The 13,540-nt window shown below is 45.2% G+C and carries 10 protein-coding genes; 7 read left to right on the top strand and 3 right to left on the bottom strand.

What is annotated here, in order from left to right; all coding sequences use genetic code 11:
• Positions 1-28: 28 nt before the first annotated feature.
• Entirely contained in the window at positions 29-1,021 is a 993-nt protein-coding gene (rpoS, locus tag G511_RS0101945) for an RNA polymerase sigma factor RpoS (RefSeq protein WP_028468122.1), read from the top strand.
• A gap of 9 nt (positions 1,022-1,030) precedes the next feature.
• Here rpoS and fdxA read toward each other — a convergent pair whose 3' ends face one another.
• Both fdxA and mutS read right to left on the bottom strand, forming a co-directional pair.
• Positions 1,031-1,354 (bottom strand): ferredoxin FdxA, encoded by a 324-nt coding sequence (fdxA, locus tag G511_RS0101950; RefSeq protein WP_028468123.1) that lies wholly within the window; start codon positions 1,352-1,354, stop codon positions 1,031-1,033.
• A 25-nt stretch (positions 1,355-1,379) separates the two neighbouring features.
• Complete coding sequence (mutS, locus tag G511_RS0101955) at positions 1,380-3,965, bottom strand: DNA mismatch repair protein MutS (RefSeq protein WP_028468124.1); 2,586 nt, start codon at positions 3,963-3,965, stop codon at positions 1,380-1,382.
• Positions 3,966-4,425: 460 nt separating this feature from the next.
• Here mutS and glyA point away from each other — a divergent pair, with 460 nt between their 5' ends.
• From glyA to purU, 6 genes are all read left to right on the top strand, one after another.
• Complete coding sequence (gene glyA, locus G511_RS0101960; RefSeq protein WP_028468125.1) at positions 4,426-5,688, top strand: serine hydroxymethyltransferase; 1,263 nt, start codon at positions 4,426-4,428, stop codon at positions 5,686-5,688.
• 92 nt (positions 5,689-5,780) lie between these two features.
• Positions 5,781-7,034, top strand: coding sequence for a sarcosine oxidase subunit beta family protein (locus G511_RS0101965; protein ID WP_028468126.1), 1,254 nt, complete (start codon positions 5,781-5,783; stop codon positions 7,032-7,034).
• Between the two features lie 15 nt (positions 7,035-7,049).
• A complete protein-coding gene (locus G511_RS0101970) occupies positions 7,050-7,334 on the top strand; it encodes a sarcosine oxidase subunit delta (RefSeq protein ID WP_028468127.1) in 285 nt (94 codons plus the stop codon).
• A 13-nt stretch (positions 7,335-7,347) separates the two neighbouring features.
• Positions 7,348-10,365 carry a sarcosine oxidase subunit alpha gene (locus tag G511_RS0101975; protein WP_028468128.1) on the top strand — a complete coding sequence of 1,006 codons (3,018 nt, stop codon included), beginning with the start codon at positions 7,348-7,350 and terminating at the stop codon, positions 10,363-10,365.
• Positions 10,358-11,029, top strand: a complete 672-nt coding sequence (locus G511_RS0101980; protein ID WP_211224841.1) for a sarcosine oxidase subunit gamma — start codon at positions 10,358-10,360, stop codon at positions 11,027-11,029. The genes G511_RS0101975 and G511_RS0101980 overlap by 8 nt, the downstream gene beginning before the upstream one ends.
• Before the next feature lie 137 nt (positions 11,030-11,166).
• Positions 11,167-12,033, top strand: a complete 867-nt coding sequence (gene purU / locus G511_RS0101985; protein WP_028468130.1) for a formyltetrahydrofolate deformylase — start codon at positions 11,167-11,169, stop codon at positions 12,031-12,033.
• An 84-nt stretch (positions 12,034-12,117) separates the two neighbouring features.
• On the opposite strand, the gene G511_RS0101990 is transcribed toward purU, so the two are convergent.
• Positions 12,118-13,158 carry a GlxA family transcriptional regulator gene (locus tag G511_RS0101990; protein ID WP_028468131.1) on the bottom strand — a complete coding sequence of 347 codons (1,041 nt, stop codon included), beginning with the start codon at positions 13,156-13,158 and terminating at the stop codon, positions 12,118-12,120.
• Positions 13,159-13,540: the final 382 nt, after the last annotated feature.

Consider the following 13,540-nt stretch of genomic DNA (forward strand, 5'->3'; position numbering starts at 1 on the left):
ATAATAATTTGATAGTGATGGATAGGTGATGACAGTGATGACGAGTCTCGATAAAAATGAGCTGGAAAGTGAAGAGCTGTTACTCGAATCGAAAGACAGCAATGAGGTTACAACTGCAGCAGAAGAGCCTGAGTTCCTGAATAGCGGGCGGGGGCGAGGTAGTTTGGCACATAAAGACTTAATCAATGCTAAGTCTTTAGATGCTACGCAGTTGTATCTTAATGAAATTGGCTTTTCGCCGTTACTCAGTGCTGAAGAAGAAGTATATTTTTCTAGATTAGCGCTTAAGGGCGATATTAAAGCGCGTAAGCGAATGATTGAGAGTAACCTTCGTTTAGTGGTGAAAATCTCACGTCGCTATATCAATCGTGGTTTGACCCTGCTTGATTTGATCGAAGAAGGTAACCTTGGGTTGATTCGTGCAGTAGAAAAGTTTGACCCTGAACGTGGTTTTAGGTTCTCAACGTATGCGACCTGGTGGATCCGTCAAACGATTGAACGGGCTATTATGAATCAGACGCGTACTATCCGCTTACCGATTCATGTGGTTAAAGAGCTCAATGTTTATTTGCGTGCTGCTAGAGAGCTTTCTCAAAAGCTTGATCATGAGCCGACAGCAGAAGAAATTGCTGAGTTGGTTAGCAAACCAGTAGATAAAGTCCAGAAAGTTTTAAAGTTGAATGAACGAGTAGCATCTATTGATATTCCAATGGGTGATTCTGATAAATCAGCTATTGAAACAATTGCAGATACAGAAACGTCTGACCCTGAAATTTTGCTTCAAAACACGAATATCAGTGGCAACCTTGATAAGTGGTTAGATATGCTTCCTGATAAGCATGCTGAAGTGCTATCAAGGCGTTTTGGTTTGCGTAATTATGAAATGAGTACATTGGAAGAGGTAGGTACTGAAATAGGTTTAACACGTGAGCGTGTTAGACAAATTCAGGTAGAAGCATTGCGTAAATTACGAGAGATCGTTGAGAAAAACGGCCTTACCAGCGAAGACTTGCTGGCATAGGCTACGTTATTACTTGATCAGAAGGGCAAGTTTGTTTGGCTTGTCTTTCCATTCCTCAGCATCTTCAAGTGGCTCAATACGTTCCGTAATATTGGGCCACTTTTCTGAAAGCTGTGCATTAATTTCTATAAAGATCTGCTGATCATCAGTGACATCATCATCTAAGAAAATAGCTTCGGCTGGACATTCAGGTTCGCATAGACCGCAGTCAATACACTCATCTGGATGGATGACCAGAAAGTTCTCTCCTTCGTAAAAGCAGTCCACCGGGCAAACTTCCACACAGTCCGTGTATTTGCAGCGTATACAGTTTTGCGTTACCACGTAGGTCATCTTATACCTCCACGCTGAGTTGCCATTAGAGTTTGTTTTTTAATGAATATAGCAGTTCTTGTGCTTGGCGTGGAGACAGATCATCTAGATCGGCGGTTTTTAACTGTTCAATAACAGGGTGAGTGGTTGAATTAAACATATCATCTTGTACTGGCGGCGGTGGTGCTAGTCGGCTATTAGATACAACGCTATCTGTTTCTAGCTGAAACAGCTTTTGTTTAGCTTGATCGATAACATGTGTTGGGACGCCAGCAAGTTGTGCCACCTGTAAGCCATAGCTTTGGCTTGCGGGCCCGTCCTGGACTTCATGCATAAATACAATGGTATCTTGGTGCTCAAGAGCGGTTAGATGAACATTAAAAACACCTTCTTGCTGGTCAGGTAAAGCGGTTAGTTCAAAGTAGTGCGTAGCAAATAAGGTAAACGCTTTAATATGTTGAGCAAGAAACTCAGCCGCTGACCATGCTAGTGATAGGCCATCAAATGTGCTCGTGCCACGACCAACCTCATCCATTAACACAAGGCTTCTTTGCGTTGCATTGTGTAAAATGTTGGCAGTTTCTGTCATTTCAACCATGAAGGTAGAGCGCCCGCCTGCTAAATCATCAGACGAGCCCATTCGCGTGAAAATGCGATCCATAATACCTATATCAACATGCTCTGCTGGCACATAACTACCGATGTGGGCTAACAAGCTGATGAGAGCTGCTTGGCGCATAAAGGTAGATTTACCACCCATGTTCGGACCGGTAATAATCAGCATGCGGCGCTCAGGATCAAGTGACAACTGATTGGCGACAAAAGGAGAGTCCAGCACTGACTCAACGACAGGGTGACGGCCCGCGATAATATTGAGCTGCGGCGTATCATGTAAGTGTGGCACGCTAAAGTTGAGTGTATCAGCTCGCTCTGCAAGGTTATTAAGGGTGTCTAGTTCTGCGAGTGCTTGAGCGCAGTCTTGTAGGGCTGGGAGTTGCTCCGCCAGAGTAATGACCAGTGCTTCATAGAGCGCCTTTTCTCTCGCTAGGGCACGGCTTTTTGCGCTGAGGGCTTTGTCTTCAAAACCTTTTAGTTCTGGAGTGATAAAGCGCTCTGCATTCTTTAATGTTTGGCGACGTATATAATCGACAGGAGCTCCACCTGATTGGCCTTTACTGATTTCAATAAAGTAGCCGTGTACGCGGTTATAGCCCACTTTGAGAGTAGCAATACCTGTGCGTTCACGTTCTTGTTGTTCAAGTTTTATCAAGTAGTCGCCAGCGTTTTCACTGATATTGCGTAGCTCGTCCAACTCATCATCATAGCCTTGTGCAATAACCCCACCGTCACGAATAACAACAGGCGGATTGTCTAAGATGGCTTTTTGTAGCAGCTCTGCCTGTACAGGAAACTCACTGATAGAGCTTGCTAAGTTATTGATATGCTCGGCACGGTTTTCATCAGCGAGAAAGCTTTGTAGCTCAGGTAGCCTTTGTAAGGAATCTCTTAAGCGTTCAAGATCTCTGGGGCGTGCAGAGCCAAGACCTACACGAGATAAAATGCGTTCGATATCCCCAATACCCTTAAGAGTTTCCGCTAAAGGTTCGTAGCGATAATCCTGTTGTAGCCATTGGATCGAATGTTGGCGCTGTAGCAGTACGTGTTTATCTCGCAGTGGCTGATTTAACCAGCGGCGCAATAAGCGACTACCCATAGGTGTAGCGGTATTATCCATGACACTCAGCAGTGTATTTTCTCGCCCGCCTGCTAGGTTTTGGTCAATTTCTAGGTTGCGACGAGTGGCGGCATCTAAAATAACCGTGTCTGAGCGTTGCTCAATTTGCAAGCGGCGGATATGTGGTAAAGATGAGCGCTGTGTATCTTTAGCATACTGCAAGAGGCAGCCGGCAGCGCCGATAGCAGTAGGCATCTCAGCACAGCCAAAACCTTCTAGGTCTTGTGTGTTAAATTGCTGACATAACAAACGTTGCGATGTTTCCGGCTCAAAGTTCCAGGGCGCTTGAGGGCGAATACCTTTGCGTCCTTTGAGGAGTAGATCAAGGTTACTGTCGTCGTTATACAGAACTTCTGCAGGTTTTAGTCGCTCTAACTCAGCTAATAGCGATTCGTCATCATCAAGTTCCATCAAGCTAAAGCGGCCGGTACTGATGTCGACCAAAGAAACACCATAGCGAGACTGTGAAGAGTAGATGGCCAGTAATATATTATCCCGGGACTCGTCTAAGAAGGCTTCATCACTTAAGGTGCCTGGTGTAACGATACGAGCAACCTTGCGCTCCATTGGGCCTTTGCTAGCAGCAGGGTCGCCAAATTGCTCACAGATAACCACAGACTCGCCAGCTCTCACAATCTTAGCAATATAGCCTTCTGCTGCATGAAAAGGCAGGCCCGCCATAGGAATAGGGTTGCCACCAGACTTTCCACGTGCAGTTAGAGAGATATTGAGTAAAGCGGAAGCACGCTTAGCATCATCATAAAATAGTTCGTAAAAATCGCCCATTCGGTAAAAAACAAGCTCATCAGGATGCTCTGCCTTGATCTTAAAATACTGCTGCATCATTGGTGTGTGTTCAGGCTTGGCTACTTTTGGGGTATTCGTTTTTTTACTCATTATGATTCTGTATTAGTGATGTTCAATTTGGCAGTAAGCTGCTCTTTTAAAGCAACAGCTAGGCTGCACATAAAATTCATTAGATCAGACGTGCTTAAGTAATTAATTGCACGCTTAAAACCAGTCGTGCAGATTACCAAATCAACTTGAAAATCGCTATCGCTATGAGGAGTCCTGTGTTGTTAATAGCGTATCTTTAAGTACAGGTCACTGTCGTAAATTGACACCCTCGAGGCGCATCTAAGCATAGTGGCTCAGATGTTTCCCGATACCATTGCTGGCATGGGAGTTGTGTGACATATATTAAGCGTACTTAGCTATGTCACTTCAGTGTAATGTGAAGTAGCAGTTCCTACCTACGCTGTTTGTTTTGCTTTGATGTAGAGAAGCACTTGAAAGCAGGAAAAATAATTAGAAATTGATCGAATACTCGCCTTGCTGGCTGGGTGTGGAGGCATGAATGTTTAGCAAAAATGATCAGGTTCAGGGATACGACGATGTATTGTGGGCTGCTGTTTGTAAAGAAGAAGTGCGTCAAGAAGAGCATATCGAACTAATCGCATCTGAGAACTATACAAGCCCTCGTGTAATGCAGATGCAAGGTTCTGTACTTACTAACAAATATGCAGAAGGTTACCCTGAAAAGCGTTACTACGGCGGCTGTGAATATGTTGACGTTGTAGAGCAGCTGGCTCTGGATCGTGCTAAAGAGTTGTTTGGTGCAACATATGCTAACGTTCAGCCGCATTCTGGGTCTCAAGCAAATGCAGCCGTTTATATGGCTCTTTGTGCACCAGGCGATACTATCTTGGGTATGAGTCTGGCGCACGGTGGCCATCTGACTCACGGCTCTCACGTGAACTTCTCGGGCAAGATCTATAACGCAGTTCAATACGGCCTGAACGAAGCGACGGGCGAAATCGACTACGATGAAGTAGAGCGCTTGGCAGTAGAGCATAAACCAAAAATGATTGTTGCTGGTTTCTCTGCTTATTCACGCATTGTTGATTGGGCGCGCTTCCGTGAGATCGCTGATAAAGTGGGCGCTTACCTGTTTGTTGATATGGCACACGTTGCCGGTTTAGTTGCTGTGGGTTTATATCCAAACCCAGTACCTTTCGCTGATGTAGCAACAACCACTACGCATAAAACGCTTCGTGGCCCTCGTGGTGGTTTGATCCTCTCTCGTGATAACGAATTAGAGAAGAAGCTTAATGCTGCAGTATTCCCTGGCGGCCAAGGCGGCCCGCTCATGCACGTTATTGCGGCTAAAGCGGTAGCGTTTAAAGAAGCATTGGAGCCGGAGTTTAAAGAGTATCAAGCGCAAGTCATTAAGAACGCCAATGCGATGGCAGAAGTGCTAATTGAGCGTGGTTTTGAAATTGTTTCGGGTGGTACTGAAAACCATCTATTCCTACTAAGCCTTATTAAGCAGGGCCTAACCGGAAAAGCAGCTGATGCAGCGCTAGGTCTTGCCAATATCACTGTTAACAAAAATGCAGTACCAGGAGATCCTCAGTCTCCGTTCGTAACATCAGGCCTGCGTATTGGTTCTCCTGTCGTCACAACGCGTGGCTTTAAAGAAGCGCAGTGTCGTACGCTAGCGGGTTGGATTGCTGATCTATTGGATGTACTGAATGAGCCTGAAGCACTTGATGCCAAAATTGCTGAAGTAAAAGAGCAGGTTAAAGCGCTATGTGCGGACTACCCAGTTTATAAGTAAGCCGTTTTATATATCGCTAATTTTTACTGAATATACAGGCAGCCGGCCTTTAAAAATGTACCGGTTGCCGCTTAACAACAGGAGCTGATGATATGCAGCGTTATTCAGGTTTTGGACTGCTCAAGCACAGTCTCACGCACCATGAGAATTGGCAGCGTACTTGGCGTAACCCTACGCCGAAGAAAGAATATGATGTTGTCATTATCGGTGGCGGTGGTCACGGTTTAGCAACGGCTTACTATCTAGCCAAAGAACACGGTATTACTAATGTTGCCGTGATCGAAAAAGGCTACTTAGGGGGCGGTAATACGGCTCGTAACACTACAATTGTACGTTCTAATTACTTGTGGGATGAGTCAGCTCATCTATATGAGCACGCCATGAAATTGTGGGAAGGTCTATCTCAAGATCTTAACTACAACGTGATGTTCTCTCAACGCGGTGTGTTAAACCTAGGACATACGTTACAAGACATGCGTGATATCGAACGACGGGTTAATGCTAACCGCCTTAACGGTATTGACGGTGAAGTATTGGATCCACAGCAGATCAAAGAGATCGTGCCGCACATGGACTGCTCTGATAATACGCGTTACCCAATTTTGGGCGCTTCTTGGCAGCCTCGTGGTGGTGTTGCACGTCATGATGCGGTTGCTTGGGGCTTTGCTCGTGGCGCAGACTCCTTCGGTGTTGATTTGATTCAAGAAACGGAAGTTACTGACCTCATTATTGAAGATGGCACAATTACGGGTGTTAAAACAAACCGTTATGGTGACATTAAAGCGGGCCGTGTTGGTTGTGTTGTCGCAGGTAACTCAAGTGTTCTTGCGAAGAAGGCAGGTTTTGAACTGCCGTTAGAGTCTCACCCTCTACAGGCACTGGTTTCTGAACCAATCAAACCGATCCTAGACACAGTAGTGATGTCTAATCACGTGCATGGTTATGTGAGCCAGTCAGATAAAGGTGATTTAGTTATCGGTGCCGGTATTGATGGTTACACAGGGTATGGCCAACGTGGTTCTTACCCAACTATCGAACATACCGTGCAAGCCATTGTGGAGCTGTTCCCGGTTTTCAGCCGAGTGCGTATGAACCGTCAGTGGGGAGGTATTGTTGATACTTGCCCAGATGCTTGCCCGATTATCAGTAAAACCCCGGTTAAGAATTTGTTTTTCAACTGCGGTTGGGGTACGGGTGGTTTTAAAGCAACACCAGGTGCTGGTAACGTTTTTGCGGCATCGTTAGCGACAGGTGAAATGCATCCGTTGGCTGAACCATTCTCTATGTTCCGATTCCATGACGGCGCGCTGATCGATGAACACGGCGCTGCGGGCGTAGCACACTAAAAGGGGCTGATTAACATGTTTCATATTTATTGCCCGCATTGTGCGGAATATCGTGAAGAAGAAGAATTTCACGCAGCAGGTCAGGCGCATATCGCTAGGCCACTGGATCCAGAAGCTTGCTCTGATAAAGAGTGGGGCGAGTATATGTTTTTCCGTAAAAACCCACGTGGTATTCATCATGAGTTGTGGGTTCATGCCGCCGGTTGTCGCAAATTTTTCAATATAACACGCGATACCCAGAGCTACGAAATTAAAGAAGTCTACAAGATTGGCGAAAAGCCATCTGTAGTCGCTGAGTAACAGGAGCGGAATTATGACACAGCAAAACCGCCTCCAGAGTGGGGGTCGCATAGACCGCTCTAAGCCATTAACCTTTACTTACAATGGTAAGCAATATAAAGGTTTTCAGGGCGACACTCTGGCATCTGCTATGTTGGCCAACGGCGTTAATGTCGTTAGCCGTAGTTTTAAATACAGTCGTCCACGCGGGATTGTGGCCGCCGGTGCTGAAGAACCAAATGCAATTTTGCAATTGGGTGCTACAGAAGCAACTCAGGTACCTAACGTACGCGCTACACAGCAAGAGTTGTTCAATGGATTGGTAAGCCAATCGACGAACGGCTGGCCAAACGTTGATACCGATGTGATGTCTGTCTTAGGTAAGGTTGGTGGCAAAATGATGCCTCCAGGTTTCTACTACAAGACGTTTATGTTCCCAGAGTCTTTGTGGAATACCTATGAGTCTTTGATTCGAAAAGCTGCAGGTATGGGGCGTTCACCTCTTGAGAATGACCCAGATTCTTATGACCACATTAATCAACACTGCGATGTAATGATTGTCGGTGCTGGCCCTGCTGGTTTAGCGGCAGCATTGGCTGCTGCACGCAGTGGCGCTCGTGTCATTTTGGCGGACGAGCAAAGCGAGTTTGGTGGAAGCTTACTAAGTACTACAGAGAAGCTAGATGGCAAGCCTGCTTCTGAGTGGGTGAGTGCAGTGACTGAAGAGTTACGTAGCTATGAAGACGTTATGCTATTGCCGCGCTCTACCGTAAACGGCTACCACGACCATAACTTTGTGACGATCCATGAGCGTTGCACTGATCACCTTAGTGACATTGCGCCTGTCAATCAGGCTCGTCAGCGCTTACATAAAGTACGTGCTAAATGGGTTGTACTGGCGACGGGTGCGCATGAGCGTCCACTAGTTTATTCGAACAATGATGTGCCGGGTTGCATGGTAAGCGGTGCTGTTTCTACGTATATCAACCGTTACGGCGTCGTTCCTGGTAATGAGCTGGTGGTCACAACGACTAACGATTATGGCTATCAATCAGCACTAGATTGGCATGATGCCGGGCGTAAAGTAGTAGCGGTAGTTGATACGCGTGCTAACCCTGCTGGTGAGCGTGTTGATGCAGCTCGTCAACGCGGTATTAATGTCATAACAGGCTCTGCCGTTATTGATGTACAAGGCTCAAAACGTGTTTCAGGCGTATCTGTTGCACCTATCAGTGCTGACGGTAATAAAGTCAGCGGCTCTGTGACTAAGTTAAACACCGATACCGTTGCTACGTCGGGTGGCTGGAGCCCCGTTATTCATCTGTCTAGCCATACTGGCAGCCGTCCTATTTGGAATGATGAGATTGTTGGTTTCGTTCCAGGACCAACAGTTCAGAAGCAGCTAACGGCGGGTGGTATAAACGGTAGCTACAATACAAATTCAGTATTGTCTGAAGGACTAGAGGCAGGTCTGAAAGCGGTTGCTGAAGTAGGCTTAAACGCTGCTGAAGTTGTTTTACCTAAAGCAGAGGATGTGAAAGAGGGTGCGTCAATGACTCTTTTCCATATTCCACACTTAAAACCTACGTCACAGGCGCCGAAGCAGTTTGTCGATTATCAGACAGATGTGACAGCAGCAGGGATTGAGCTAGCATGTCGTGAAGGCTTCGAGTCTATCGAGCATGTTAAGCGTTATACCGCGATGGGCTTTGGTACTGATCAAGGTAAGCTGGGTAATATCAACGGTATGGCGGTAGCGGCGAAAGCGCTCAATAAGACTATCCCTGAAACGGGTACGACTATTTTCCGTCCTAACTATACACCTATTACCTTTGGTGCAATCGCAGGCCGTAATTGCGGTGAGCTATTTGATCCTAAGCGTTACTCAGCGATGCAGATGTGGCACGTAGAGCGCGGTGCTAAGTTTGAGGATGTTGGCCAATGGAAGCGTCCATGGTACTTCCCTCAAGCGGGCGAAAATATGCAGCAGTCTCTTGATCGTGAGTGTCTGGCGGTACGTGACAGTGTTGGTATCTTGGATGCGTCTACGCTGGGTAAAATAGATATTCAAGGCAGAGATGCGCGTGAATTCCTTGGTCGAATCTACAGTAATGCTTGGGCTAAATTAGCAGTAGGTAAGTGTCGTTACGGTCTGATGTGTGGCGAAGACGGCATGGTTTTCGATGATGGTGTTTCGGCTTGCTTAGGCGATAACCACTTTTTGATGACCACAACGACGGGTGGTGCGGCACGAGTGCTGGAATGGCTTGAACTGTATCACCAGACTGAATGGCCAGAGTTGGAAGTATATTTCAATACAGTTACCGATCACTGGTCGACACTGACTATTTCTGGTCCTAACAGCCGTAAGTTGTTGGCAGAACTGACCGACTATGATTTGAGTAACGATAACTTCTCATTCATGGATTGGAAGCAGATCAAAGTAGCAGGCGTGCCTGCACGTGTTTTCCGTATCTCGTTCACGGGTGAGTTAACGTTTGAGATTAACGTACAGGCTAACTACGGTACGCATGTATGGGAGAAACTGTTCGAAGCGGGTGCTAAGTACAATTTGACGCCGTACGGCACAGAAACCATGCATATTTTACGAGCTGAAAAAGGCTTCATTATTGCAGGCCAAGATACGGATGGTTCGGTTCATCCGTTTGATTTGGGCATGGGCTGGTGTGTATCCAATAAAAAACCATTCAGTTACGTGGGCAAGCGCGGCATGAACCGACAGGATTGTGTGCGTGATAACCGTAAACAGATGGTTGGTCTTAAGACCAAAGATCCAAAAGTGGTCATTCCTGAAGGCGCACAAGCAGTATTGGATCCTAATGAACCTATTCCTATGAAGATGGTAGGTCATGTTACTTCCAGCTACTGGAGTGCTAATTTAGGCCACTCTATTGCGATGGGCTTTGTCAAAGGTGGTTTAGATAAGATGGGTGAGACTGTTTATTACCCACTCGTTGACGGTACTGTGATTGAAGCTGAAATCTGTAGCCCAATCTTCCTGGATCCGAAAGGGGAGCGTCAAAATGTCTGATTTGAATGTGATGACAGCAGCAGAAATGGCAGCCACGAAAGCTGCAGTAATGGACCAGGTTCCTGGCCCGGAAATACAGGGGCAGTCTCCTTTGCATCATGCGGATTTAGATTCGCTGGCAAAGGTTGGTCCAAAGCAAGGTGGTGTTCACCTGCGTGAGCATAAGCTTTTGGGGCATCTAACACTGCGCCTTAATCCTGAGAATGATGATCAGCTAGCCGCTGCAGAGCGTGTGTTGGGTGTGGCTTTGCCACTGCAGCCACTGACCTCTGTCGAGAGTGGTAGCTACTCTGTACGCTGGATGTCTCCAGATGAATGGTTGATCTTGGTGCCGGGTCTTGAAGCTTTTGATGTTGAGTCGAAGTTTAGAGATGAGATGGGCGGACACTATTCATTGGTTAACAGCAGTGGTGGTTCTACTGTTTTGGAGCTGTCTGGTCCTGATGTTGTTGAGCTTTTGAAAAGATGCACATCGATTGACTTGCACCCTAAGCTGTTTCCAGTGGGTAAAGTTGTCTCAACGGTGTTTGCAAAGAGCTCAGCCATCATCCGTCGTACAGGAGAGCACAGTTTCGAACTCGTTATTCGACGTAGTTTCTCAGACTACATCTGGCTTTGGCTTCAAGAAACCAGCCGTGAATTTGGTCTTGTCGTAAAAGCCTGAACTCATAATTATGAGCATCAGTCCGACGCATTAGCCCTGAGCTATTAATCCTAAACTCTTAATAATGTTGACCTCACGACGAATGATTCGTCGTGAGGCAGTATTTCTATGCGAAATGCTGCTGACATGAGGTTTTTATGAATACAAAAAACAAGCCTTGGATTTTTACAGCGAACTGCCCGAGTTTATTAGGCACGGTCGATGTAGTAACACGCTTTATGGCTGAGTCCGGAAACTATATCGACGAGATTCATTCTTTTGATGATCGAGAATCCAACCGGTTTTTTATTCGAATTGAGTTTCAGCCTAACACTGACAACTTTAACGAAGCGCAGTTTAACGAAGAGTTCTCCGTTAGAGCTGCTGAGTTTGAGATGCAGTGGGAATTGACTGAGCCTGAGCATCGCCCACGGGTAGCGATCTTGGTGTCTAAATATGATCATTGCTTAAATGATCTACTGTACCGCCATCGTACTGGCCAGTTGAATATTGAGATACCGGTGATTATCTCTAATCATCCTGATCTTGAACATTTAGCAAAATGGCATGATATTCCTTACTACCACTTGCCAATTAGCAAAGAAACGAAGCCTCAGCAAGAAGCTGAGATTATGAAGCTGCTAAAAGAATACGATACAGAATTAGTTGTGCTTGCTCGCTACATGCAAGTGTTATCTCCTGACCTATGTACGCATCTTGATGGCTGGGCGATCAATATTCATCACTCTTTATTACCTGGCTTTAAAGGCGCACGTCCTTATCATCAGGCGTGGGAGAAAGGTGTGAAAATGGTAGGGGCGACTGCTCACTATGTGAATAATGACTTGGATGAAGGGCCTATTATTGCTCAAGGTATTCAGTCGGTTGATCATGCGTATTATCCTGAAGATTTAATATCTAAAGGCCAAGATGTAGAACGCATAACCCTGTTTAATGCCGTGCGTTATCACATTGAAAAACGTGTTTTCCTAAGCGGTAGCCGTACTGTTGTCTTTGGTAACTAGTATTACTAGCGACTGCAGTTAACACTAGGCTAGAACGAGTAACGTTTTGCTATGTTCTAGCCTGGCTTACTAGGTCTAGGCTGTTTAACGGTTTTCGCGAGCCAGTGTGGGAGATACACCGAAATAGTCTTTATAGCAATTACTAAAGTGGCTGGTACTAACAAAACCACTAGCTAGCGCAATATTGGTAATTGAATCATTGGTTTGTAGCAGTAATCGGCGTGCATGAGTAATTCTTAGTTCTAAATAATAGCGGCTAGGAGATGTTTCCAAATGATGCTGAAATAAGCGTTCTGTTTGGCGCCTTGATATACCCACAAATTCACTAAGCTCTTCGGCGCTAATTGGCTCTTCAATATTGGCAGCCATTAATGCCATTAAATCACGCAGTTTTTCAGGCAGACAGGGGTCATCAATAACTTGATTAAGGCGTACATCACTGCTTTCTGATATTTGATCGCAGCTGAGAATCTCTTTTATGGCTCTAACAATTGCTTTCCCATGTATATCACCAATCAGGTAAAGCATCATCTCTAAAGCGCTAACCGGGCCGGCACAACTGAGGCGGTTATTGTCGCTAACAAATACTTGGTTAGATGTAGTTACTTGAGGAAAGCGTTCCCGCATAAATGCGTGGTTATCTGGATGAACGGCACAGCTTTGTTTGTCTAATAGTCCTGCATGCGCCAGCGCAATCGCTCCATTCCATATACCTCCCATAATAACGCCTTGTTTGGCGGCTTCTTTAAGCAGCATGCTAAGGGGGAGGTGTGCCTCTGTTGAACAGCGAAAGCCGCCACAAATAATGAGTATCTTAGGGAAGCTTTTGTGTGAGGCTGTTGTCTCATTAATAATAGAGTCGGCAGAAATCTCTATGCCCAGGTCACTCATAATAGGGGAACTATCTATAGCAAGTGTCTCATAGCTAAACAGCGGGCTAGTATTGACAAGGTTGGCTGTGACTATAGCGTCAACGGCCGCCGTGAATGCCATCATTGAGAAATGCTTTTGTAGAATAAAACCGACATGTGTTGGTTCAGATTGAGGGCTTTCAGAGGGCAAGAAAGCACTGTTAGTATCTCGCATTTTTGCGCTGAAGTTGCGCTTCTCTTTGCTGTCAGTCATAAGCCATACCTATTTTATGTTGTCTCTTATACAGGCTGCTATTAATTAAGCGACTGTTGTTTGTTGTTTATAACAGGTTTTTAATAAACATAGAATTTAGGTGTAATTTATAGACATGGTAATGTAAAAAAATGTAAATAGATGTAAATAAGTATTAATTATTTTGAAAATATTATTTGTTTTTATTTACTTAGTATTTTTGTTACTTCTAAGTGATTGTTAATTCTATTGCGTTATTTATATTTAATGTAATTGTTCGTTTACATACTTTGCCTTAAGTTAGTTTTTCTATGATTTTCCTAAATTTTCCCTATATGTTCAGTTGAATTTTTTACCTGTATAAAAGTATCAACAGATTATTAATGCTGTATTAAAAAGCATT

Source organism: Neptunomonas japonica DSM 18939, from assembly GCF_000422765.1.
Taxonomy (GTDB): Bacteria; Pseudomonadota; Gammaproteobacteria; order Pseudomonadales; family Balneatricaceae; genus Neptunomonas; species Neptunomonas japonica.